The following is a 22598-nucleotide window of genomic DNA, read 5'->3' on the forward strand; positions in this document are numbered from 1 at the left end:
TGATGCCGGGGCCGTTCTGCGCGATCATCATCGACATCTTGCCGGTCGCGCGGGTGTAGCCATCGGCCATCATGCCGCCCGACCCTTCATGTGCGCAGTCCCAGAACGTGATGCCCGCCTGGCCAAAAATATCCGAAATCGGCATCATCGCAGAGCCGATAATCCCAAACGCATGCTCAATTCCATGCATCTGCAACATCTTAACAAACGCTTCTTCTGTCGTCATCTTCATGTGGAGGTTTCCTTGTTCATAACGTTACAATTCATGCCTGAGGACCTGAGCCGCCTACCAAGTGGTGTGGCTAAGCCCTAGCAGTCTGGATAAGGCGATCGGACCGACGCATCCGGCTATCTGGTAAGGGCAACCCACCTTCAGGTTGATACCTCCGCCGCAATCAGATCGCTTGCCTTTTCGCCGATCATGATTGCGGGCGCATTGGTATTGCCGCTCACGATTTCTGGCATGATCGAGCAATCTGCGACTCTGAGGTTTTCGATGCCATGCACTTTGAGGGTAGGGTCCACCACAGATCTTTCGGTACGGCCCATCGCACAGGTGCCTGTCGGGTGATAGATTGAGACAGAATTGGATCGCGCCCAATCCAACGTGCCCTCGTAATCGTCGCGAGACAGATCTGATGTCGGGCGAAACTCTTCCGAAATCTTGGAGGCCAGCGGGTTATGCCGGGCAATTTCACGCGCGATATTCACACCATCCACAAGGGTTCTGCAATCGGTCTCGGTCGACAGGTAATTGGGGATGATTTTAATGTAGGTCGACGGGTCCGGGCCGTTCAACCGCAGCTCACCCCGGCTTTCTGGTCGCAACTGGCATACCGACATCGTAAAGGCCGAGAAGGGGTGCACGCCTTCTCCGGGGCTGTCGGCAGACCAGGGTTGGACATGGAATTGAATGTCAGGGGTTTGCACCTCTGGGCGGGTTTTGAGAAAGCCTGTGGCCAGACTTGCCGCCATAGTCATGGGTCCCGCCCGGAAAAGCGCGTATTTCAACCCGATACGGGCCTGATTGAACAGGCTGCGCACCTCGTCATTCAGCGTGGGTTCATTGCATTTGAATACCAGCCTCGCCTGCAGGTGATCCTGCAGACCTTTGCCGACCCCGGGCAAAGCGTGGACGGGGTCAATGCCGTTTTCTTTCAGATGCTCAGGATCGCCAATTCCCGACAGCATCAGAATCTGAGGTGAATTGATCGCGCCACCGGACAGAATGATCTCACGCCGGACTTTAAGTACTTTTTCAGCGCCCGAACGGTCGCGATACACCAATCCTGTTGCCTTCTTTCCATCCATCTGGATGCGAGAGACCAAGGCATGGGTGATGATGTTCAGGTTTTGGCGATGCCGTATGGGCTTTAGATACGCAACGGCAGCGCTGCATCTGCGACCATTTCGCGTGGTTAGCTGAAAGTATCCAACGCCTTCCTGTTCGGCACCGTTGTAGTCCGGGTTGAATTTGTAGCCTGCGCTTTGGGCCGCTGCGACCCATGCATCACAAATCGGGCGCTGTATGCGCATGTTCGACACCGAAAGCGGCCCGCCCACACCGTGAAAATCGTCTTCGCCCCGCTCCTGGTCCTCGCAGCGCTTGAACAGGGGCAGGACATCGTCCCAACCCCAGCCTTCGTTACCCATCTGCCGCCAGCGGTCATAGTCTTCCTTCTGACCCCGCACATAGAGCAGACCGTTTAACGATGAGGAGCCGCCAAGCACTTTGCCTCTTGGCCAATCGATTGAGCGACCGTTCAGGCCCGGGTCGGGTTCGGTTTGATAACACCAGTCGACCGTCGGGTTATGCATCGTCTTGAAATAGCCGACCGGGATATGGATCCAGGGGTTGGTATCTTTGCCGCCGGCTTCGAGAAGGGCAACCGTTGTGCCAGGATTTGCGCTGAGCCGATTGGCGATGACACAGCCGGAAGAGCCGGCCCCGACGACTGCATAATCCACCTCCATGACCGCCTCCTCTCAAAGGTCTCAAAAAATATCTATGCAAATTGAATCAAATAAGCTAGCATTTTTTGATACAAATTGTCTCAATAATTGCGAACAGGGAGGTAAGCAATGGAGATTGGTCGGAAACTCAGTGGAATTTCGAGGCGGGATTTTTTCCGTGTGGCCGGGCGTTATGGTATGAGCTCGACACTGCTGGCTGCAGGTGGCTTTGGCGGGGCTATGAGCCTTGCGAACCTGGCGCAAGCGGCAGAATCCACATACGAAAAGCGTTTCTCGAAAGAGCCTAAGCACACGCTGAAATTCGGTGCGTCGGGCTTTAACACCCGTAACCTGCTGATTGAACGCGCAGGCGCAATCGAATTTGCGCGCGATCTGGAAGAACGTACCGACGGCGAGATTCGCATCGAGTTTATCGGTGACAACCAGATCTGTGGTCAGCTTAGCTGTGTTGAAAAGACTCAGCAGGGCATCGTCGATATCTATGCGGCCTCCACTCAGAACTCGGCAGGCGGTGCGCCTTATCTGAATGTGCTGGACTACGCGTACATGTTCCCAAGCCGCGCAGCGCAGTATCATTTCTTTTATAGCCCGGCGAGCCAGCGCATCCTGCGGGATCCGCTGGAAAAACGGCATGGCCTCAAGTTCCTGTTCACCCATTGTGAACTGCGCGGTCTGCAAATGGGATCGACCTTTGCCGACAAGCCGACTGTGACCAAGCTGGAAGAGTTGTTTGGCACCAAAAACCGCGTCACGGGCACGCAACTGGGTCGAATAGCGATGCAACTGCTGAACCTGAATCCGGTTCCGGTGGCATGGGAAGAGACGCTGGATGCACTGAAAACCGGTCTGATCGACGGCGCAGAAACATGGGCTTCAGCGGTGGCATATGCCAACATGGCGCCGGTGGTGTCGCAGTCGGTCAACCTGAAGTTCTTCTGCGGAACCGAGCATACATCGATGTCCGCCAAAGTGTTCGACAGTCTTGGCGGTGATCTGCAGGACGCGGTTATGGAATCGTCCTACTTTACACAGGCTTTGATCCAGGGGGCCAACGAGGCCGCTCTGTTGAACACGGTTGGGTTCTCGGAACCACAGCTGCCGAACACCATCTTTGCAGAAAACGGTGTGCGTCCGGCCTTCCTGCCGGATGATCAGATCAAACTGGCCGAAGAGATGTGTGCCCCCAACTACAACCCCGAGCCCTGGGCGCAATGGCGCGAGCGGCTTAACAAGTGGGCCGGTGGTATCGATACATATCAAGAGATCTACGACATCGCCCGTGAGATCCCCGCCGACACTCTGCCTGAAAATGTTGAGCCACGTCGTTGGTGGATGGGCGCAGCCTGATCCGAATTACATAAGAACCGGCCCTGTGGGGCCGGTTTCACCAAACACCGACTGGGAGGACGGGGTTCATGTCTTTTTGGACAGAGGTTCGCGCTATTTTCAGCGCTTTACTCACCTTCGATTCATTCGAGATTCAGTCCGCGCTGGAGTCTGATGCCACATGGGTCGTTGGCGCTGTTGTCTCGGCTTTGGGGGGGCTCCTGATTATGTGGATCTACCGCAAAGTGCCGTTTGTCGAGCGTCACTTTGAACGGTCGGTGATGGTCTATTCCTATCTGGCGATTGCGTTCATCATCTTTTGGGGCGTGATCGACCGGTTCGTTTTCAATGACCAGGAACCGTGGTCCACTACCATTCCTCCGCTTCTGTTCATGGTCATGGCTTGGTTTGGTGCCTCCTACAATGTCCGGCTGCGCACGCATCTGAGCTTTAGCGAATTCCGCAGCGCCATGCCGCGGGCGGGACAATTGGCCTGTCTCATTCTGGATGCGGTGCTTTGGTATATCTTCGCCGTTATCGTCATCGTCACGACGGTGCGGCTGGTGGCCCTGTCGGCGTCGAACTTTCAGATCGTTCTTGGCACGGACAACATCATGCAATGGTGGTTCCTGCTGGCAGCCCCCTTGTCTTTCTTCCTGATGGTCGGGCGGGTTTTTCAGAACCTCGCGGATGATTTCAGAAACTGGAAAACTGGTGAGCCGCTGATTAAGCAGGCGATGATTGGGGCTGACTGATGACTGACGGAACCTGGGTTACACTTATTTCATTGGGCGTCACGTTCCTGTTCATGCTGGGCGTCCCCGTTTTGCTGGTGATCGGTTATTGGGTCATCGGTTGTTCGTTCGTTTTGGGCCTGACGCTGGACAACATGGGCGCCGAACTGCTGAACGTCTTCAACAAGGGTTTCGCACTTCTGGCAATGCCGCTCTTTATTCTGACTGGGGACCTGATCAACAAATCCGGCATTGCACGAAGGTTGAGTGATTTTGCCTATGCCTGTCTGGGCTGGATACGCGGCGGGCTGGCCATGGCGTCGCTGGGCGCTTGCGGTCTGTTTGCCGCGATATCGGGATCGAATTCGGCTACGACCGCCACCATCGGCTCGATGCTGCATCCAGAAATGGTGAAGGGCGGCTATGATGAACGTTTCAGCGCCGCGACCGCTGCGGCGGGTGGCACGGTAGGGATCATTATCCCGCCGTCTATCATCTTTATCGTTTACGGGTTCCTGATGAACCTACCCATTTCCGAGTTGTTCTTGGCGGGCATTCTGCCCGGCGCGCTGATGGTCGTCGGTATGCAATTTGCATGTTGGATTATCTGCCGCATGAATGGCTGGGGCTACTTGATCCCGCTGCAACTGAACCGGGTTCTCAAAACCGCGTTTGGCGCGTGGCTTGGTTTCTTTGCCATAGGGTTGGTGCTTTGGGGTATCTACACAGGTAAGTTCTCACCAACCGAAGCTGCGGGGGTGACCGTGGGCTTCTGTGTCATCGCGGGGCTTGTTAGCTATCCGATCAACAAGATCATGGGCGCGCGCGATGACGTTTCGCCAACCGATAAGAGCTTTGCCGAAATGCTGGTCGTCGAAGGATTCACGATCCCCGAGATCCCCTCGGTCGTGATCCGTTCGGCGCAGATCACCGGCATTCTCGCCCCGCTGATCGCGATTTCCGTGGTCATGCAGCAGATCCTTTCGCTGCTGGGGGCACAACAGACAATCGGTGATTTTGTCACGTCGATGGGCGGCTACTATGCGGTTCTGTTCACGTCGATGGTGATCGTCTTCTTTTCGGGAATGGTGCTGGAAAGCTTGCCCGTGACGATCATCCTGGCACCGATCCTCGCGCCCATCGCTGCTTCTGTTGGGATCGATCCAATCCACTTTTCAGTGATCTTCCTTGTGGGGGCATCGATCGGCTTCATCACGCCACCCTATGGTCTGAACCTTTATGTGGCTTCGGGTGTAACGGGCGTGCCGTATTTCCGGCTGCTGCGCTATACGGTGCCGTATCTGGCCGCGCTTATCTCGGTTTGGATGCTGATCTCACTTGTTCCCAATATCGCCTTGATCCTGCTGCCAAACAGCTAGAATGTAACGGGATGGCCGATACGGACACGCAAGAGAAAGAAACCCAGATTCCCACGAACCTGCGCCTCCTCCTCATCCTTGAAGAGGTGGCGCGCCGCGGTGTGGCGGTAAAGCCGTCCGAGTTGATCGAGGCGTTGGGGCTTGCCAAACCGACGATACACAGGCTGCTTCAAACCGCCGAGGCCGAAGGATTTCTTCAGCGCGATCTGGATGGCCGGTCTTTTGGGCCGGGCAGACGGCTTCGCCTGCTGTCGGTAAATACAATGTCCGCCGAACACTTGCGCACCGCGCGTCTTGCCATATTGCGAAGCGTTGCCGATGCGGTCGGAGAGACTTGCAATCTGGCAGTGCCCGACCGCGAAGGCATGATCTATCTGGACCGGGTCGAAACCAAATGGCCCCTGCGCATTCAGTTGCCCGTGGGCACCCAGGTCCCGTTTCATTGCACCGCCAGCGGTAAGATGTACCTGTCCACTTTACGAGCGAAAACGCTCAGGGGGTTTCTGTCTGCGGGTCAGCTGAAACCGCAGACAGAACGGTCTTTGACCGAACCGGTGGCACTGCAATCGGAAATCGCGCGCATCTCCAAGAACGGGTATTCGACGGATGATGAAGAGTTCATGACGGGCATGGTGGCGATTGCGGTGCCGATCCGTGACGCGCAGGACCGGCTGGTGGGAACGCTTTCGGTTCATGCGCCGACTCAGCGGACGGACATTGAAAGCATGTTGACCCATCTGGGAACGCTGCGAGAGGGGGCTGACAAGCTCTCGGGCCTGTTGGTTGATTAAACTCTTAAGTTGAAGGCCGCAACGCAGGCGGGTGCGAAAGGGTGCGGGTCGCAAGTGGCGGTCCTGAGTAATTCGCAGGCGGGATTAAGCGTCGGGACCGGACGGATCAGCAGCGCGATTTCAGAATGCCCAATGCCTCGTCAAAAGCTGCCGTGTTTTCCTCCGCGCGTGCTGTCAGATGTGCACCTTCCAGAAGTGCCAACACCGCCCGTGCCTCAGCGGTTGGATCGGTGATACCCGCAATGGACTTGTCCTTTTGACCTGACCACAAGATCGCTTCGATCTGCGCGACCATCATGGCGCGAAACATCCTGATCTGTTGGATAACGTCTTCCGAAAGGCTTTCGCGACTACTGATCAGCGAAACGCACAGGCACAATGTCTTTCCATCATTGAGCGCATCACGATACAGGTCGATCAAGGCGAGCAACCGCTGGGCACCGGTTTCGTGAGCCACTTTGATGCGATTGCACTCGGCCTCAAGGGCTTGATGATAGCGATCCATCAACGCCGCCGACAAGGCAGCTTTGGTCGGGAAATGGTAGTGGATCGACGCCTTGCGAATGCCCACGGCCTCGGCCAGATCGGCATAGCTGAACCCGTCAAAGCCGCGCGCGCGCGCAGCAAGTTCCGCAACATCCAGAAGGGCCGTTTTGGTGTCACTTCCCATGTGCTTTCAAGCCATTTCTGTCGCGATCAGGGCCATCGCGTTTTCGGCGGCCTCAAGCGCGCCTTCAAGGTATCCGCCAAACTGCGGCGCTACCTCGGTTCCAGCAAAGATCAGGCGACCTTCCCAAAGATGCGCCAAGGCATACGGCAGCCCATATTGCGGATGGGCGTATAGCGGCTGCTGATCTTCTTCGACCGAAGTGAACGGATCAAAGGCCCAGTCTTTGACAAAAAGTGCTTTGGGCGTGGCCGCTTCAGGGCCGAAGATCCGCGTCAGTTGTTCGGTCAGAGCTTGCCGCAGGCGGTGTTCATCCTGCCGGGCCTGTGGTGAAATACCGACAAAGCCGAACAACGCATAAGGTCCGCCTTGGGCAGGCGATGCGTCATGAGTTTCCACCATCGGCCCACGGCGGCTCATGGCATCACCAGACAGCCCCGCGTCGCGCCAAAAGGGGTGGTCATAAATGGCAATGGCCTTGGCCTGCCCGGCCATCCAGGTGGCGATGCCGTTCATGGCTGTCTGCGCTGCAAACGGCAAGGCTGGGTAGAACGCGATCTTGCTGGCGACACGCGGCGGCAGTGCCAATACAGCCTCGCGTGCGCGGATGATCTGACCGGATTCCGTGGTCGCGGTGATCCCCGTTTCCGATTTTTGCAGCGCGACGATTGGCGCTGATCGCATAAATTGCTGTTCAGGAATATTTTCGGCCAGCGCATCGGTCAGGGCCGCCAGTCCACCCTTGAGGCGATAGGATCCCTGCATCGAGGCAAAGCCGCGACCACGTTCAACCTGACCGTTTTGATCCTCAAAGCTGAGCGTGCCTGTCGCATACTGTTCGAACCACTCCAGCCGCAACTTCTTTACCAGCGCCGCGATACGTGGCTGCCCGGGCCAGAACCAGGCCGGGCCCATGTCGAAATACCCGCCCTCCAGCTTTTGTGTCAGGATACGCCCGCCCGGGCGTTCCCGCGCCTCAACCAGCAGATAGTCGCGGTTTTGCGCCTCCATCTGATTGGCAAGGCTGAGCCCGGACAGGCCAGCGCCAATGATCAGCGTGTCTGCCTGCATCGCTCAGAACCCTTCGGAGGCAGGCCGCAGATCCTGCTCATGGGTCCAGGTGGAGACTGGTTGATGGGCCAGTTGCCAATAGGCCTCGGCGATCTCATCCGGTTTCATCATTTTTGCCGGATCCAGAGAGTGAAGGTCCCGGGACCGTGGCGTATCGATGATCCCGTCCAGGATGACATGCGAAACATGCACGCCCGCTGGCTGATACTCGCGCGCCAACGATTGGGTCAGCCCACGCAGCGCGAATTTTGCCGACGCAAACGCAGAAAACCGCGCGCCGCCGCGCAACGATGCCGTGGCCCCGGACACGATCAATGCGCCACCTCCGCCCCGCACCATCGGTTGCAGAACAGATTGGCCAAGAACAACAAGCGACTGCACCATTGAGGTCCACGTTCTTTGGTAATCCTCCAACGCGGTTTCGGTGAACGGGGCGATCACCAACTCGGCCGTGTTGTGCACCACGATCTGCGGCGGTCCATGGGCTGTGATCAAATCTGCGATCACAGGCGATACCGCGTCCGGATCCGACAGATCGACCTGATGAAATGGTGCGGTAGTCTCTGCCGGTTGTGTCCGTCCAAGGCCGACAGCCGTCATTCCACCTGCTTGAAATCGTGCCAAAAGGGACTGGCCAAGACCGGCCCCCGCACCCGCGACAAGCGCCAAAGGTTTTTCACTGCTCATGGATCACACCTCCGGCGCTTGGGCAAAGGGCAGGTGCCCGGTTTTCATCCAGACCTTTGCCCCTTCCGAGCCTGCAACGACAGACAACGCTTCGCCCTCGGGCAGGCGCAGCCAATCGTTCTTTTGCAGCACGTCATCCCCTGCGGTCAGCGACCCGCCGATCATCAAAATCTCGGTGCCGCCAGGTGCGTTCGATGTCATCCTCGCACCGGGTTCGAGGTGGCTGTAGGTTACAACCTCGCGGTCATCCTTGTGCAAAACCGCGGTGGCAACACCGTCGACAGGCGCGGCCAGTTCATCTGCCATGGTTTTGCGGAACTGAGTGCGGTCATCCATGTCGAACTGCCAGAGTTTGACAAAAATCGTGCAGCCAGGTTCCGAGCCGGGCGTATGCGCGGTCGTCGGCGGATTGCGGACATAGGTGCCTTCCGGGAAATCGCCGTGCTCATCCTGAAAGACACCGTCCAGAACAATGAACTCTTCGCCGCCTGTATGGGTATGGGCCGAAAACTTGCTGCCCGGCGCATAGCGTACAATTGTCGTGGCCCGGGCAACTTCGTCTCCAATCCGATCCAGCATGCGCCGATCAACACCCTTCATGGGTGAGGCCTGCCATTCAAGCTGATCCGAATGAACAACGACGCGGGCAGAGAAATCCGAGTTGAGTTCCATTGAGAAGGGTCCTTTCTGCTGAAGTGGCAGGCCTTGCCGCGGCAGTGATTGACAGGCCTTCGAGAACGCGAGTAACAGATATTACCTACTGATAGGTAGGTAACAATGCAACCCGGATTCCAAACCGGGTTCGCAAAGACACAGAGTTGTGAGATGGCTCACGCCGGCTATCGCGACAGCAAGACCGGCCGTCAGCCTATGTCTCGCCAAGCTGTTTCGCCGCATCCGCCGCAGCGCGCATGGCGTTTGCAAATAGAATGACGTCGATATTGGTGGCCAGAAAGGTGACACCAAGATCCAGGCACTTGCGTTGCATGGCCGGATCGAGGGTCAGAATACCTGCGGCTTTTCCGGCGGCGACGATACGGGTGAGGGCGTCCGAGATCGCATCCACAACGTCGGGGTGGTCCGCATTCCCCAGATGCCCCATGTCGGCGGCAAGATCGGCTGGGCCGATAAAGACGCCGTCCACATCGGTGGCCAGAATGTCATCCAATGCGTACATGCCTTTTTGGCTTTCGACCTGAACCAACAGGCAGATCTGGTCGTCTGCGGTTGTCAGATAGTCCGGGATCGCCGCGAAACCCGAAGCCCGCGCCAGCGATGAACCGACGCCGCGTACGCCCTTTGGCGGGTACTGCACGGCGCGCACCAGTTCGCGGGCCTGCTCGCCGCTTTCCACCATGGGGATCAGAAGACTCTGAACGCCTGCATCCAGATATTGCTTGATCATCCAGGTCTCACCAATCGGCAAGCGCGCCACTGGATGGCTGCCTGACCCTTCGATAACTCGGACCTGTTCCAGGATTGACCGCAGATCGTTTGGTGCATGTTCGCCATCCACCAGCAGCCAGTCAAATCGTGACGTTGCGGCGATTTCGGCGGCGTAGGCGCTGGCCATCCCGATCCAGCACCCGATCTGAGGTTGACCGACGGCCAGCGCGGCCTTGAACGTGTTATGGGGGGCAGGCATGGGGCCTCCTTCAGGCGAAGTTGATATCGACCGACCCGAACGGGCCGAAATCGGCGTGGATTTCCGTGCCCGGCAGGCATTCGACCGGACGGATGAAGCTGCCGGATAGAATAACCTGCCCGGGCTCAATGTTCTGACCATATTGCGCCATGCGGCGGGCCAGCCAGACCACGCTTTCGACCGGGTCGTTCAGCACACCCGCGCCCAGCCCGGTTTCCTCAATCTCGCCATTGCGGAAGGTTAGCGCGCCGACCCAGCGCAGGTCAAACGCATCAACCGCGTGGCGCTGTGGGCCCAGCACGATGCCTGCATTGGCGGCATTGTCGCTGATCGTGTCAAACACGGTGCGCGCTTTGCCGGTGTCCGGATCCACCCGTTGAATCCGTGTGTCGAGAATCTCGATCGAAGGGGCAACAAAATCGGTGGCCGCGAAGATATCGTCGCGGGTAACGTCATCGCCCCCCACGGCGGAATTCATCACAAAGGCAATCTCGGCCTCGATCCGGGGCTGGATGAAGCGCCCTGCAGGGACGGTTCCGCCGTTGTCAAAAGCCATGTCATCGAAAAGGATGCCGCTGTCGGGAATGTCGATATTCAGCGCGTATTGCATCGCTTTCGAGGTCAGGCCGATCTTCCAGCCAATCACTTTGCGGTCTTCAGCCAGTTTCTGGCGATAGATGGCGTTCTGTACCGCATAGGCATCATCCATGCCCATTTCCGGATGGCGCAGAGTCAGCAGGCCTATCTGCGCACGCGTAGCCTCTGCCTGCAGCAGATCGGCGGCGGCGCGGGCGTGATCTTCGGGGGTCATACCTGCTCGTCCTCGATCCCGTTGCTCAGCGTGCCGATGCCTTCGACTGTGATCTCGACCACATCGCCCGGGACAAGATATTTCGGCGGGTCAAAGCGCGCGCCTGCGCCGGTGGGGGTGCCGGTTACGATCATGTCGCCGGGCTGTAGCGTCATGAAGGTCGAGATATATTCGATCTCGCGCCGGATCGGGAACATCATGCGGTTCAGCGTATCGTCCTGGCGCACTTCGCCGTTCACCGTGGTGATGATCCGGGCGTCATCCAGCTGCGCTGCATCGGTAAACGGCACCAGCCACGGGCCGATGGCGCCGGATTTGTCCCAGTTCTTGCCTTGCGTGACGTTGAACTTGGCGTGACGCACCCAATCGCGGATGGTGCCTTCGTTGCAAAGCGTCAGCGCCGCAATGTGGTCATAGGCGTCATCCTGGCTGATCCGACGACCTTCTTTGCCGATCACGATCACCACCTCGCCTTCATAATCCAATGTGTGGTTTTCCGGCGGGCGCACCAGATTGCGCCCATGCCCGGTAAAGCCGGTGGCGAAACGCGGGAACAGCGACATGTATTTCGGCTGCGCGCTGCCGTCCTTGTATTCCGCATTGCGGTCGGGGAAGTTCACGCCGACACACAGGATGCGGCGGGCGTCCGGCATCACCATTTCAAACTCATAGGCGGTATGGGTGACGGGCTTGCCTGCAGCGGCGGCAGAGAGCTGATCGAACTTTCCAGCGGCGATCACCTCATAAAGGCTGGCGCAATCGGGAAAAGCGGAATTCAGGGCAATCGCACCATCATCGGTGATTGCACCAAAGAATGTCTCGCCATCGGCGGTGTAGGTTGCAAAGCGCATCAGATCTCCTTGGCGGCGTCGATGCCACCCATGCATTGGTTTCTCAGGTCCATTTGGTGCGCAGCTTTGCGGCCCAAACCGGATATCTTGACCGCATCAGCTGTCGGGATCAGACCGAAAAGCTGATATTGGCCTGCCCCGTGCCGGAGCTTCCGAAATAGGGGGTATAGATATCGATCTCGCCCTTGTAGCTGCCCCAGCCGAGCGCGCCGAACAACAAAGCGGTGTCGTTCATGGCGCATTCGCCGGCACATTTCTTGGCGTAATCGGGCAGAAGTTCGAGGAATTCCTCGAACCGGCCCTGTTCCCACAGGTCCAGCACGCGCATATCCATTTGCCGATTGAACTCGCCATTCACACTGTTCAGGCCATCGACCGAGCGCTCGTTCGGGGTAAAATCGTGGCTCAGCGAACCCGATGCCAGAATCGAGACATTGCGGTCCGACCGGCGGATGCCTTCGGCGATGGCCTCGCCCCAGACGCGGTTCTCGGCGATGGACGAGAACTGGTTCACCGCCACCGGCAGCACCCGTGCATTCACCCCGTCATTGATAAAATGCATCGGCAGCAGGGTGCCGTATTCCATGCCCATATCGGGATGGGAATGGCCAAGCGCGCGTTCACCGCGTTCACGCAGAACGTCTAGGATTCCTTCGCCCAGCTCATGATCGCCGCGATAGTTGAACTCCATATCCGCAAGCATGTGCGGCAGTTCGTGGCTGATGAAGCGGCCCTTGTGGTGCTCTTTCGTGTTCAGGTGAAAGCCCTGATTGGTGATCCAGTGGGTGTCGAAGATGACGAAGGTATCGACGTTGCGGTCGATCGCGTCCTGACGCAGGCGCGCATAGCCGTCAATGGCAGGTTGCCGGATGCCTTTGTATTTCGGCATCGTGTGGGACATCCAGATACTTGGCACATGCGTGATCTTTGCAGCCTGTACAATCTTTCCCATGACAGTTCCTCCTGTTGCATCAGATCCGGTCAACGATCGGTTTGCGGGCCGTTACTTGCCCAGCTGCATGATCTTGTGCTGACCGGTCGCAAAACCGATATGCTTTTGTTCCATATAAAACTCGAACGACCAATCGCCGCCATCACGGCCAATGCCGGATGCCTTGACCCCGCCAAAGGGTGTCGGCAGGTGGCGGACGTTTTCCGAGTTCACCCAGATCATCCCGGCCTCAAGCCGATCTGTGAACCGCAGCGCGCGGGTCAGGTCATTGGTCCAGACATAGCCGGTCAGACCATAGGGCGTGTCATTGGCAATCTGCAACGCCTCATCCTCGGTCGAGAACGAGATCGAGGTCAGGACGGGGCCAAAGATCTCTTCGCGCGCGATGCGCATCTGGTTGCTGGCATTGGTGAACAGGGTCGGGCGGATGAAAAACCCTTCGTCGCCCAGCTTGACGCCACCGGCGGCAATCGTGGCACCGTCCTCTTTGGCGATGTCGAAATAGGAGGTGACCTTGTTGTAATGCTCTTCCGTCACCAACGGGCCGATTTCGGTCGCGGGGTCCAGCGGATGGCCGACCTTGATTTTGTTCACGCGTTCGACCAGCCTGGCTTCGAACTCTTCCTTGATGCTGTCTTGCACCAGCAGGCGCGAGGACGAGGTGCAGCGCTCGCCATTGATCGAATAGATCATGAAGATCACCGCATCCAGCGCCCTGTCCAGATCAGCGTCCTCGAACACGATGACCGGGTTTTTGCCGCCCAGCTCCAGATGCATCCGCTTGAGCGTATCGGCCCCTTGTTTGGTGATAATGCTGCCCGTGCGGCTTTCGCCGACAAAGGCGATGGCCTTGATCAAGGGGTGTTCGGTCAGCGCCTTGCCCGCATCGGGGCCAAAGCCGTTGACAGTGTTCAGCACCCCCTTGGGCAGACCGGCCTCTTCGGCGATCTCGACCAGCAGGCGGGCGGATAACGGGCTGTCTTCTGCCGGTTTGTGAACCACGGTGCAGCCTGCGGCCAGTGCCGGTGCGATCTTCCAGGTCGACAGCATGAACGGCGTGTTCCAGGGCGTGATCACGCCCACAGGGCCGATTGGCACGCGGGTGGTGACGTTCATCAGGGTCGGCGATTTCAGGTGCTGACCATCGCGTGCCTGCACCACCTGATCGGCGAAATAGCGAAAGTTCTCGGCCCCGCGCAACGCCGCCTTGGACATGAACCGCAGGGTCTGGCCCGTATCCCAGCATTCGCACAGTGCGATTTCCTCAGCCCGCGCCTCAATCGCGTCGGCCACGTTCAGCAGGATGCGACGACGCTGAGTGGCGGGCATGTCGCGCCAGTCGGCAAAGGCCGCGTGGGCTGCTTTGGCCGCGGCGTCGATATCTTCGGCGGTGCCATGCGCCACGTCGCAGATTACAGATTTATCTACGGGCGAGGTCGATTGAAAGACACCAGCACCACCATCCCGGTCCTGCCCCGCAATGCGGTTCTTGATACCGGTGTCCTTGAACCGCGCCAGAAAGCCCGCCAGTTTCTCGATATTTGTGTCCAAAACGCTCATGGGTCAGGTCTCCTGCGTGGTCGCCAAGTGATCGCGGATGGTGCCGGTCTTGGGCGAAAGCTCTGGGTCGATGTCGCGCATCTCAAGCGAGAGCGCGATGGAATACTGTTCGAAGGCAGGTGCCAAATAGGCCTTAACCGCCTCAAAGATACGCTGGGTGGCATCTTTTTTGACGTCCTCGGGGCGACCAGCGCGCAGCCGGATCGAAATATCAATGAACCCATGCGCCGGGTTGCCGTCGGCAATGGCATAGTGATCGACCCGCGTGGCGCGCACGCGAATACCGGGCATCGGAAACGTATCGATCTTCGCCGCGTTGGCTCGGATGCACTCGCACAGGCCATCCATGTCGATCCTGTCCTCCAGATTGCCGGAATACTCGACGTGGAAATGTGGCATGGGTCCCCTCCGTTCATTAACATGTGTAGTAATAAAAGGTGCGCCTGTCAAGTAGTTGCTTTGTTAACTTGTTGAAGATTGATTGAGCCTGAGAACATAGACAAGCGCAATCGCAAGCAACACGGCCATGGCGTACCAGGTCAGCGCGTAGATGAGATGAGAATTACGGAACCGGATAACCGTCATTCCGCCACGTGGCCAAACATTCCGAGCGCCCACGTGATCGGCATCCAGAAAATACGGTAATGTTGCACCTAGGCCAAATGTTTGTGACATCGCGACCGTGTCACGCGCCACCCAGCGCGCATTGGCGGGATCGTTGCGTTCCAGCAGTGTACCACCTTCCTCCATAGGACGGAGCAGGCCGGTCAGGGGCGTCTGAGGTTCCGCCCACTTGGTCGTGGCCGAAGGCACGAAACCCCGGTTAACCCAGAGTACCCCTCTCTGGGTCTGCACCGGGGACATGACCCAGAAACCCGGGCCGAGCTCGGTAACAGCCTTCACCAGCACCTCGGGTTGGTCCAGAAATGAACTCTCGACTGTCACCCGCAGATACGAATGCAGGGCGGGATCGAATTGGGCAGGTATTTCGACAGGCTCCCTAAATGCGCGCGCGTCAACCGCGGCGATCAGCTCCTGCTTCCAGGCCAGTCGCCTGATCTGCCAGTTTCCAAGCAAGACAAACACCACCATCAGAACAACAGACATCGCCAATAGCAGGGCTGTAAACCAACGTGGCCGACCTGTTGAGGCGGGACCACTCATGGTAGGTTGCGTACCCTTTCGATCTGCTCGTGTGCGGGCATCATGTTTTCATCCAGATTGAACATGACCCAGATTGAACCGGCCATTACGATCACCAGCAACAAAATCGTCAGACCCAGAGACATCGCCTGCCAGCCGGCCTCAACCTTGAGTGACACGTGCAGAAAATAGTGGATGTGGACCACCATCTGCGTGGCCCCGAGCGTGAAAATGATCGCCACCGCCCAGCCTGTGCTGTCTGTGACATCTCCCAATACGATCCAGAAGGGGATCAGGGTCAAAACCACCGACAGCAAAAATCCGATCATGTATGATTTGAAGGTCCCGTGGCGACTTTTTGCTTGCTCGCTCATAGCAGCACTCCGGTCAGGTAAACCAATGAAAAGACGCCGATCCAGATCAGATCGAGGAAGTGCCAGAACAAAGACAGACACATCACGCGGCACTTGTTTTCATGGGTCAGCCCGCGCTGCCCCAGTTGGAGCAAAAGGACAATTAGCCAGATACTTCCGCCCAAAACATGCAACCCATGCGTGCCGACCAGCACGAAGAACGAAGACAGGAAGGCGCTCGCTTGTGGAGTGGCGCCGATATGGATGAGGTGCGAGAACTCCTGAAACTCCAGGAACAGAAATGCGGCACCGAAAAGGCCGGTCACGATAAGCCACAGGACCGTCCCGCGCAGATCGTCCATATCCATCCGCAGCACTGCGAACCCGTATGTGATCGAGGAAAATAGCAACGCAAAAGTTGCCACCAGGATCATCTCGATCTCGAACAGATCCACTGGCGCGGGTCCGGCGGCATAGTTCTGGCCCAAAACGGCATAGGTCGCAAAGAGGATGCCAAAGATCAGGCAATCGCTCATCAGGTAGATCCAGAAGCCAAGCATGGTTCCGGTTTCATGATGTTCGTCCCCATGGTGGGGATCTTCGATCACATAGAACTCTTTCGGCGTTTCGCTTGTGCTATCGCTCATTATTCCGCGGCCCCCGCCAGCTGTTGTGTGCGCTGGTTTTCAATCGAGCGCACTTCATCTGCCGGGACAAAATAGTCGCGGTCATAGTTGAATGTGTGACCAATGCCGTAGAGCAGCGTCGCAGCAAAGCTAAGCGCTGCCAGCCACCAAACATACCAGATCAGTGCAAATCCCATGATGGTCAGCAAACCCGCCATCACAATCCCGGTGGCGGTGTAACGCGGCATGTGGATCGGCACATAGCCGTCTGTTGGGCGAACAAAACCTTCGCGTTTCATTTGGGTGAAAGCGTCCAACTCATGTACGCGCGGTGTGAAGGCAAAGTTGTAGTAGGGCGGGGGGGACGAGGTGGACCATTCCAGTGTCCGCCCGTTCCAGGGATCGCCTGTCGTATCGCGCAACTCATCACGTCTGAGAATGGAAACGACAATCTGCACGATGAAGGCACCGATCCCGGCGGCCACAATCAGGGCCCCAACCAGAGCCACGATGAAGTAGATCGAGTAGAACGTGTCTTCAAACTGGCTGAGGCGGCGGGTCACGCCCATCAGACCCAGCGCATAAAGCGGCATAAAGGCCAGGTAGAACCCGATCAGCCAACACCAGAAACTGACCTTGCCCCAGAACGGCTCGAGCCGGAAACCGAACGCCTTGGGCCACCAATAGATGATGCCTGCAAAGATACCGAACACCACGCCACCGATGATCACGTTGTGGAAATGCGCAATCAGGAACAGCGAATTGTGCAGCACGTAATCCGCAGGCGGCACCGCCAGAAGCACCCCGGTCATGCCGCCGATCACGAAAGTGAGCATAAAGCCCATGACCCACAGCATCGGTGTCTCGAACCGGATGCGCCCTTTGTACATGGTGAACAGCCAGTTGAAGATCTTGGCCCCTGTCGGAATCGAGATGATCATCGTGGTGATGCCAAAAAAGGCGTTTACGTTGGCTCCGGCCCCCATGGTGAAGAAATGGTGCAGCCAGACGATATAGCTGAGCACCATGATCACGCAGGTCGCATAGACCATCGAGGTGTAGCCAAACAGGCGCTTGCCGGTAAAGGTGGGCACGATCTCGGAAAAGATGCCAAAGATCGGCAGGATCAGGATGTAAACCTCGGGGTGGCCCCAGATCCAGATGAGGTTCACATACATCATCGGATTGCCGCCCAGATCGTTGGTAAAGAAATGGGTGCCCAGATACCGGTCCGCCGTCAACAGCGCCAAGGTGGCTGCCAGCACCGGAAAGGTCGCGACGATCAGGATATTGGTGCACAGAGTCGTCCACACAAACACCGGCATTTTCATCATCGTCATACCCGGCGCGCGCATCTTGACGATGGTCACCACAAGGTTGATCCCCGAAAGGGTCGTGCCGATACCCGCGATATTCAAAGACCAGAGGTAATAGTCCATCCCCACGCTTGGGCTGTATTCGAGGCCCGAGAACGGGGCATAGGCCAGCCAACCTGCTGTCGAGAACTCTCCCACAAACAGCGACAGCATGATCAGGACCGCGCCCGAAACGGTCAGCCAGAAGCTAAGGTTGTTGAGGAACGGAAATGCCACGTCCCGCGCGCCGATCTGCAACGGCATGACATAGTTCATGAAGCCCGTGACAAAGGGCATAGCCACGAAAAAGATCATGATCACGCCATGCGCGGTGAAGATCTGATCATAGTGATGCGCGTTCAGATACCCCTCACCCCCGCTGGCCGCGATGGCCTGGTGGCCCCGCATCAATAGCGCGTCGGCAAAGCCCCGAAGCAGCATGATCAACCCGAGGACCATGTACATGATCCCGATCTTCTTGTGGTCGATGCTGGTGAACCACTCCTTCCACAGATACCCCCACAGCCGGTAATAAGTCAGCGCTCCAACAACAGCGAGGCCCAGGATGGCAACACCGATAAAGGTGCCTAGAACGATCGGCTCATAGAAGGGAAAGATATTCCAGGACAGCTTGCCCCAAAACGGGTCCACAGTTGACAGGGTTGCATGGCCGTCCGTTGCTGCATGAGATAGCGACATTGCGTTATCTTTCGTGTTTTGGTGCGTTTCGGGTCAATTTGCGGCTGCTGGAGGAACCAGCGTCATCGCAGTCACGATTTCATCTTTATGGATTCGAAGCTCGGGCCGGATCATCGCCATCAGCGCGCCGGGGTCGTCGGCCGAGCAGATGCCGCGAAACATCTCGCGGTTGAACAGTCCCTCAAGACCACCTCCGCCAAGCGCATCGACCATCATCATATCGTTCCGGCACAGCGCGTCATCCTGGATGCACAGATTGACGATCTTGTCCCACAGACCGTCTTCGACCGCGTTGTAATAGGTGATCGGGTGCGAAATGCTGGGCTGGTTCAAATGTGCCGCGGCTTCGCGATCCAGAACGGTGCCTTGCGCGCGCACCTGTTCGACCCACGCGTCGAAATCCGCCTGATCCTTGCCGTGGAATTTGAAATGCATCTGCGAAAACCCCTCGCCGCTGTAATTGGCCGAGAAGCCCTTGTAGATACCGGGTTTGTTGATGACGGCGTTCAACTCGGTCTGCATGCCGGACATGGCATATATCTGCCCGGCCAGCGCCGGGACGAAGAAGGAATTCATCACCGTGGTCGAGGTAATCTCGAACTTGATGGGCCGGTCCACCACCGCCGCCACCTCATTCACGGTGGCAATGCCCTGTTCGGGGTAGATGAACAGCCACTTCCAATCCATCGCCGAGACCTGGATCACCATCGGCTCGACCCCCGGCTCGACAGGCAGGCCATCGGACAGCCGGGTCAGGGGTTGGTAAGGGTCCAGTCGGTGTGTGGCCACAAAGGTCAGCCCAGCAAGACAAATGATGATCGCCAGAGGAACCGACCAGATGATAATCTCAAGGCTGGTCGAGTGATCCCAATCCGGCTCATATGTGGCCTTTTTGTTGGATTCCCGGTACTTCCACGCGAAAAATACCGTCAGTGCCATCACCGGAACGATGATGATCAGCATCAGGATCGTGGAATACAGGATCAAGTCGGCCTGCTGGGAAGCAACATCGCCCGAAGGGTTGAGAACGACCAAATCACAGCCGGAAAGGGCCAGCAGTGGCAAGGCCAATACATAAAACGCACGCGCCATAATCTTGCGAACCTTGGATCGTTTTTCGTCTGAGGACCTGCTAAGCTGGCGAGACATTTTGCGTACCTCTGCTTGCAGGGGCCTTGTGCTACTATTTCAGCCGTGCTGCAATGTGACAAATAGTGACCCTAGAACATACCTTTGGCGTGACGCTCCGGAAAGACCGGGTCCAGACAGGAGTATAGCATGTCCGGTGTCGATGGCACACAACGATACACGGCCACGATTGATGAGGTGATCACCACTGTCATCATGGCGCGGGTAACTGATTTCTTTGGCTTTTTTGTCTATGCCATCGCGTCCGCGCTGGTTTTTCCTCAATTGTTTTTCCCAATGCTGGATCCGCTCGGCGGGACATTGGCGTCATTTGCGATCTTCTCGCTGGCGTTTTTGGCGCGCCCGATTGCCAGTCTGGCGGGGCGGACGTTGCAATATAAAATTGGCCGGGTTGGCAAGGTTTCTCTGGCCTTGCTGCTGCTGGGAACGGCAACCGTCGCCATCGGATTGCTGCCGGGGTACGAAAAAATTGGCTGGTTTGCGCCGGTGCTGCTGGCGGTACTGCGTATCCTGCAAGGCCTTGGTCTGGGCGGTGCCTGGGACGGGCTGACCCTGCAATTGCAAAACGTGGCCCCGGAACACCGCAAGGGTCTGTATGCCATGGTTCCGCAACTGGGCGGACCGATCGGTTTTGTGGTAGCGGCATCGATATTCTACGTGCTGCACGGGTTTCTGACTCCGGAGGAATTCATCCGGTGGGGCTGGCGCTTTGCGTTCTTTGCGGTCATGGCGGTCAATGTCGTGTCGCTTTATGCTCGGGTGCGGCTATTGAACTCTGATCTGGGTGTTGACCCAGAGGTGCTGAAATCCGCGCCCCTTCCCGAACTGGTTCGGAACGAGGGCAAAACGATATTTCTGTCCGCCTGCCTGCCTTTGGCAAGCTATGCTTTGTTTCACATGGTCACAGTGTTTCCGCTTGCATTCGCGGCCATTTATGAGCGGTTCGAGATCAACGAAGTTTTGACGGTTCAACTCTTTGGTGGCGCTTTGGCGATCTTGGCCGTTATTCTTTCCGGGATTCTGGCCGACAAATATAACCGCCGAGCCGTCATTCGGGTCAGTTCTGTCCTGATCGTGCTGCTCAGCCTCATGATCGGGACGCTGGCCCATTTCCCCTACGCTTACATCCTGCTTGGCTTCACGATCCTGGGCCTTGCCTACGGTCAAGCCGGTGGCATCGTTCCCAAACGGTTTCCCAAGAAATACCGCTATTCCGGATCGGCCATGGCGACCAACCTGTCCTGGATCATCGGCGCGGCTTTCGCGCCTTTGGTGGGTATCGGGCTGACGGCAGCTTTCGGCCTTTGGGCGGCGGGGCTTTACCTGATGTCCGGGGCATTGGTCACCTTCGGGGCGCTTCATTTGCTAGAGAAGCGAAAATTGGACGAAACCGGGCCCTCGTGAGGGTCGAGCCTGATCACCCCGCGCAATTCCATCAACAAAAGCGGCATCCGGCTAGACGATCTGTATGCGGGCGGGTAAAGCCGTCTCGACCCACCGGCCCCTGGTATTGGCGGCGTGAGCACAGATTTCGACAACAGGAAAACAGATATGACCATCACCCGCATAGAAACCGGCCAACGCATGAGCAAGATCGTCAAGCATAACGGGACAGCCTATCTGTGTGGTCAGACCTCGGATGCGGCGACGGTCGCAGATCAGACGCGTGATATTCTGACCAAGGTCGAAGATTTGCTAACCAAGGCCGGGAGCGACAAGACACGCGTGCTGCAATGCGTGATCTGGCTGGCGGATATGGCCGATTTTGCCGAAATGAACGCGGTCTGGGACGCTTGGGTTCCTGAAGGTCACGCGCCTGCACGCGCCTGTGGCGAGGCAAAGCTGGCCCGTGATGCCCTCAAGGTCGAGATGATCGTCACTGCTGCCTGCGATTGATTGACGGGGCATCAGCCTAAGCTGCGATGACGTCCACGCCGTGCGCTCTCAGGATGTTTTAGCAGCTGTCGCAATTCGGTTCATCGGGGTCATCGACTGCTGCAGATGGCCCACCCGAAACACAAGCTAGGCGACATTGATCGAAAATTCGGAGTTGGGCCATTTCGCCAAAAGATCTTCAGGAATGTCGGCGTCTGTGAACAGTGCGTCAATATCCTGAACCGAGCCAATCCGACCGGGTGCCGTGCGCATGATCTTGGAGTGGTCGGCAACCACAAAGGTCGACCGGGATCTGGCGATGATTGCCTGCGTGGCCGCGACCTCTTGCAGGTCGAAATCCAGCAACTCTCCGTCGCCGTCGATCCCGGCGCAACTGATAACCGCATAGTCGAACTTGAAGAAATCCACCACTTGCGTCGTGAGGTTCCCAAGCAGACCGCCGTCGGTTCGCCGCAAGGACCCCCCGGCGACGATGATGTCGATATTCGGATTGCCTGCCAGGATATTTGCGGTGTTCAGGCTGTTGGTAACAACCATCAGGCCACTATGATCCATCAATTCGCGTGCGACTGCTTCGGTGGTCGTACCGATATTGATGAACACGGCCACATTGTTGGGGATGGCAGCGGCACAGGCTTTGGCAATTTTTGTCTTGCCTTCCGCATTTTGCTTTTGGCGCCGCATGTAGTCGAGATTGGTCAACTCATTGGCGATGATCGCACCGCCATGAACCCTTTCGACATGACCTGCGCGGCTGAGCTCGGCCAGATCTCTGCGAATGGTGTGCACCGTGACCTCGAACTGCCGGGACAGATCGTCAACATGGACCTTGCCGCGCTCGCGCGTGATCTTCAGGATCTCTGCCTGGCGCATTCCGCTTGTGACGCGCTCTCCTTGGTCCATTTACAGCGACCTCATGCTCGGTTTTG

24 protein-coding genes are annotated in these 22598 nt (G+C 57.5%); 6 read left to right on the forward strand and 18 right to left on the reverse strand.

Features of this window, described 5'->3' with window-relative positions:
- Both ACR0AG_RS21195 and ACR0AG_RS21200 read right to left on the reverse strand, forming a co-directional pair.
- Positions 1-232 (reverse strand): thiamine pyrophosphate-binding protein (locus tag ACR0AG_RS21195; protein WP_480842494.1); only part of this gene is annotated, 232 nt, incomplete at its 3' end.
- Positions 233-372: 140 nt separating this feature from the next.
- Positions 373-1974 (reverse strand): GMC family oxidoreductase, encoded by a 1602-nt coding sequence (locus tag ACR0AG_RS21200; protein WP_480842496.1) that lies wholly within the window; start codon positions 1972-1974, stop codon positions 373-375.
- A gap of 108 nt (positions 1975-2082) precedes the next feature.
- Between ACR0AG_RS21200 and ACR0AG_RS21205 the strand changes: the two genes are divergently transcribed.
- The 4 genes from ACR0AG_RS21205 to ACR0AG_RS21220 all read left to right on the forward strand — a co-directional run bounded on the left by ACR0AG_RS21205 (position 2083) and on the right by ACR0AG_RS21220 (position 6204).
- Complete coding sequence (locus tag ACR0AG_RS21205; protein ID WP_480842498.1) at positions 2083-3321, forward strand: TRAP transporter substrate-binding protein; 1239 nt, start codon at positions 2083-2085, stop codon at positions 3319-3321.
- A gap of 68 nt (positions 3322-3389) precedes the next feature.
- Positions 3390-4055, forward strand: coding sequence for a TRAP transporter small permease (locus ACR0AG_RS21210; protein ID WP_480842500.1), 666 nt, complete (start codon positions 3390-3392; stop codon positions 4053-4055).
- A complete protein-coding gene (locus ACR0AG_RS21215) occupies positions 4055-5413 on the forward strand; it encodes a TRAP transporter large permease (RefSeq protein ID WP_480842502.1) in 1359 nt (452 codons plus the stop codon). The genes ACR0AG_RS21210 and ACR0AG_RS21215 overlap by 1 nt, the downstream gene beginning before the upstream one ends.
- Before the next feature lie 11 nt (positions 5414-5424).
- Complete coding sequence (locus tag ACR0AG_RS21220) at positions 5425-6204, forward strand: IclR family transcriptional regulator (protein ID WP_480842504.1); 780 nt, start codon at positions 5425-5427, stop codon at positions 6202-6204.
- 106 nt (positions 6205-6310) lie between these two features.
- Here ACR0AG_RS21220 and ACR0AG_RS21225 read toward each other — a convergent pair whose 3' ends face one another.
- The 15 genes from ACR0AG_RS21225 to cyoA all read right to left on the reverse strand — a co-directional run bounded on the left by ACR0AG_RS21225 (position 6311) and on the right by cyoA (position 19716).
- Complete coding sequence (locus ACR0AG_RS21225) at positions 6311-6874, reverse strand: TetR/AcrR family transcriptional regulator (RefSeq protein WP_480842506.1); 564 nt, start codon at positions 6872-6874, stop codon at positions 6311-6313.
- A 6-nt stretch (positions 6875-6880) separates the two neighbouring features.
- Positions 6881-7942 (reverse strand): flavin monoamine oxidase family protein, encoded by a 1062-nt coding sequence (locus ACR0AG_RS21230; RefSeq protein WP_480842508.1) that lies wholly within the window; start codon positions 7940-7942, stop codon positions 6881-6883.
- 3 nt (positions 7943-7945) lie between these two features.
- On the reverse strand, positions 7946-8629 hold the full coding sequence (locus ACR0AG_RS21235) for an SDR family NAD(P)-dependent oxidoreductase (protein ID WP_480842510.1): 684 nt from the start codon (positions 8627-8629) through the stop codon (positions 7946-7948).
- Between the two features lie 3 nt (positions 8630-8632).
- Positions 8633-9301, reverse strand: a complete 669-nt coding sequence (locus ACR0AG_RS21240; protein WP_480842512.1) for a cupin domain-containing protein — start codon at positions 9299-9301, stop codon at positions 8633-8635.
- A gap of 196 nt (positions 9302-9497) precedes the next feature.
- A complete protein-coding gene (locus tag ACR0AG_RS21245; RefSeq protein ID WP_480842514.1) occupies positions 9498-10274 on the reverse strand; it encodes an aldolase/citrate lyase family protein in 777 nt (258 codons plus the stop codon).
- Positions 10275-10284: 10 nt separating this feature from the next.
- On the reverse strand, positions 10285-11085 hold the full coding sequence (gene hpaH, locus ACR0AG_RS21250) for a 2-oxo-hept-4-ene-1,7-dioate hydratase (RefSeq protein WP_480842516.1): 801 nt from the start codon (positions 11083-11085) through the stop codon (positions 10285-10287).
- Positions 11082-11936: a fumarylacetoacetate hydrolase family protein gene (locus ACR0AG_RS21255; protein WP_480842518.1), complete on the reverse strand. Its 855-nt coding sequence runs from the start codon at positions 11934-11936 to the stop codon at positions 11082-11084. The genes hpaH and ACR0AG_RS21255 overlap by 4 nt, the downstream gene beginning before the upstream one ends.
- Positions 11937-12045: 109 nt before the next feature.
- A complete protein-coding gene (hpaD, locus tag ACR0AG_RS21260) occupies positions 12046-12888 on the reverse strand; it encodes a 3,4-dihydroxyphenylacetate 2,3-dioxygenase (protein ID WP_480842520.1) in 843 nt (280 codons plus the stop codon).
- 51 nt (positions 12889-12939) lie between these two features.
- On the reverse strand, positions 12940-14448 hold the full coding sequence (hpaE, locus tag ACR0AG_RS21265; protein ID WP_480842522.1) for a 5-carboxymethyl-2-hydroxymuconate semialdehyde dehydrogenase: 1509 nt from the start codon (positions 14446-14448) through the stop codon (positions 12940-12942).
- A 3-nt stretch (positions 14449-14451) separates the two neighbouring features.
- Positions 14452-14847, reverse strand: coding sequence for a 5-carboxymethyl-2-hydroxymuconate Delta-isomerase (locus ACR0AG_RS21270; RefSeq protein ID WP_480842524.1), 396 nt, complete (start codon positions 14845-14847; stop codon positions 14452-14454).
- A 63-nt stretch (positions 14848-14910) separates the two neighbouring features.
- Positions 14911-15555 carry an SURF1 family protein gene (locus tag ACR0AG_RS21275; RefSeq protein WP_480842526.1) on the reverse strand — a complete coding sequence of 215 codons (645 nt, stop codon included), beginning with the start codon at positions 15553-15555 and terminating at the stop codon, positions 14911-14913.
- Between the two features lie 53 nt (positions 15556-15608).
- Complete coding sequence (gene cyoD, locus ACR0AG_RS21280) at positions 15609-15965, reverse strand: cytochrome o ubiquinol oxidase subunit IV (protein ID WP_480842528.1); 357 nt, start codon at positions 15963-15965, stop codon at positions 15609-15611.
- Positions 15962-16591, reverse strand: coding sequence for a cytochrome o ubiquinol oxidase subunit III (gene cyoC, locus ACR0AG_RS21285; RefSeq protein WP_480842530.1), 630 nt, complete (start codon positions 16589-16591; stop codon positions 15962-15964). Before cyoC ends, cyoD begins: the two co-directional genes overlap by 4 nt.
- The gene (gene cyoB, locus ACR0AG_RS21290; protein WP_480842532.1) at positions 16591-18624 is read right to left on the reverse strand and encodes a cytochrome o ubiquinol oxidase subunit I; all 2034 of its coding nucleotides are present in this window, start codon (positions 18622-18624) and stop codon (positions 16591-16593) included. The genes cyoC and cyoB overlap by 1 nt, the downstream gene beginning before the upstream one ends.
- A gap of 33 nt (positions 18625-18657) precedes the next feature.
- Positions 18658-19716, reverse strand: coding sequence for a ubiquinol oxidase subunit II (gene cyoA, locus ACR0AG_RS21295; protein WP_480842534.1), 1059 nt, complete (start codon positions 19714-19716; stop codon positions 18658-18660).
- Positions 19717-19902: 186 nt separating this feature from the next.
- Between cyoA and ACR0AG_RS21300 the strand changes: the two genes are divergently transcribed.
- Together ACR0AG_RS21300 and ACR0AG_RS21305 are read left to right on the forward strand one after the other, a co-directional pair.
- A complete protein-coding gene (locus ACR0AG_RS21300) occupies positions 19903-21177 on the forward strand; it encodes an MFS transporter (protein WP_480842536.1) in 1275 nt (424 codons plus the stop codon).
- 147 nt (positions 21178-21324) lie between these two features.
- A complete protein-coding gene (locus ACR0AG_RS21305) occupies positions 21325-21669 on the forward strand; it encodes a RidA family protein (RefSeq protein ID WP_480842538.1) in 345 nt (114 codons plus the stop codon).
- Positions 21670-21795: 126 nt separating this feature from the next.
- On the opposite strand, the gene ACR0AG_RS21310 is transcribed toward ACR0AG_RS21305, so the two are convergent.
- The gene (locus ACR0AG_RS21310) at positions 21796-22572 is read right to left on the reverse strand and encodes a DeoR/GlpR family DNA-binding transcription regulator (protein WP_480842540.1); all 777 of its coding nucleotides are present in this window, start codon (positions 22570-22572) and stop codon (positions 21796-21798) included.
- Between the last annotated feature and the right edge of the window lie 26 nt (positions 22573-22598).

The sequence above is a fragment of the Ruegeria sp. H6 genome, assembly GCF_056532975.1.

Bases quoted from the DNA above. Each gene is read 5' to 3' on its own strand.
- ACR0AG_RS21200 (WP_480842496.1), bottom strand. From the start codon at position 1,974: ATGGAGGTGGATTATGCAGTCGTCGGGGCCGGCTCTTCCGGCTGTGTC.
- ACR0AG_RS21245 (WP_480842514.1), bottom strand. From the start codon at position 10,274: ATGCCTGCCCCCCATAACACGTTCAAGGCCGCGCTGGCCGTCGGTCAA.
- cyoA (WP_480842534.1), bottom strand. From the start codon at position 19,716: ATGGCGCGTGCGTTTTATGTATTGGCCTTGCCACTGCTGGCCCTTTCC.
- cyoC (WP_480842530.1), bottom strand. From the start codon at position 16,591: ATGAGCGATAGCACAAGCGAAACGCCGAAAGAGTTCTATGTGATCGAA.
- ACR0AG_RS21215 (WP_480842502.1), top strand. From the start codon at position 4,055: ATGACTGACGGAACCTGGGTTACACTTATTTCATTGGGCGTCACGTTC.
- hpaH (WP_480842516.1), bottom strand. From the start codon at position 11,085: ATGACCCCCGAAGATCACGCCCGCGCCGCCGCCGATCTGCTGCAGGCA.
- ACR0AG_RS21305 (WP_480842538.1), top strand. From the start codon at position 21,325: ATGACCATCACCCGCATAGAAACCGGCCAACGCATGAGCAAGATCGTC.
- ACR0AG_RS21270 (WP_480842524.1), bottom strand. From the start codon at position 14,847: ATGCCACATTTCCACGTCGAGTATTCCGGCAATCTGGAGGACAGGATC.
- ACR0AG_RS21210 (WP_480842500.1), top strand. From the start codon at position 3,390: ATGTCTTTTTGGACAGAGGTTCGCGCTATTTTCAGCGCTTTACTCACC.
- ACR0AG_RS21230 (WP_480842508.1), bottom strand. From the start codon at position 7,942: ATGCAGGCAGACACGCTGATCATTGGCGCTGGCCTGTCCGGGCTCAGC.
- ACR0AG_RS21300 (WP_480842536.1), top strand. From the start codon at position 19,903: ATGTCCGGTGTCGATGGCACACAACGATACACGGCCACGATTGATGAG.
- ACR0AG_RS21240 (WP_480842512.1), bottom strand. From the start codon at position 9,301: ATGGAACTCAACTCGGATTTCTCTGCCCGCGTCGTTGTTCATTCGGAT.
- ACR0AG_RS21205 (WP_480842498.1), top strand. From the start codon at position 2,083: ATGGAGATTGGTCGGAAACTCAGTGGAATTTCGAGGCGGGATTTTTTC.
- ACR0AG_RS21220 (WP_480842504.1), top strand. From the start codon at position 5,425: ATGGCCGATACGGACACGCAAGAGAAAGAAACCCAGATTCCCACGAAC.
- ACR0AG_RS21275 (WP_480842526.1), bottom strand. From the start codon at position 15,555: ATGTCTGTTGTTCTGATGGTGGTGTTTGTCTTGCTTGGAAACTGGCAG.
- ACR0AG_RS21310 (WP_480842540.1), bottom strand. From the start codon at position 22,572: ATGGACCAAGGAGAGCGCGTCACAAGCGGAATGCGCCAGGCAGAGATC.
- ACR0AG_RS21255 (WP_480842518.1), bottom strand. From the start codon at position 11,936: ATGCGCTTTGCAACCTACACCGCCGATGGCGAGACATTCTTTGGTGCA.
- hpaD (WP_480842520.1), bottom strand. From the start codon at position 12,888: ATGGGAAAGATTGTACAGGCTGCAAAGATCACGCATGTGCCAAGTATC.
- cyoD (WP_480842528.1), bottom strand. From the start codon at position 15,965: ATGAGCGAGCAAGCAAAAAGTCGCCACGGGACCTTCAAATCATACATG.
- ACR0AG_RS21225 (WP_480842506.1), bottom strand. From the start codon at position 6,874: ATGGGAAGTGACACCAAAACGGCCCTTCTGGATGTTGCGGAACTTGCT.
- hpaE (WP_480842522.1), bottom strand. From the start codon at position 14,448: ATGAGCGTTTTGGACACAAATATCGAGAAACTGGCGGGCTTTCTGGCG.
- cyoB (WP_480842532.1), bottom strand. From the start codon at position 18,624: ATGTCGCTATCTCATGCAGCAACGGACGGCCATGCAACCCTGTCAACT.
- ACR0AG_RS21235 (WP_480842510.1), bottom strand. From the start codon at position 8,629: ATGAGCAGTGAAAAACCTTTGGCGCTTGTCGCGGGTGCGGGGGCCGGT.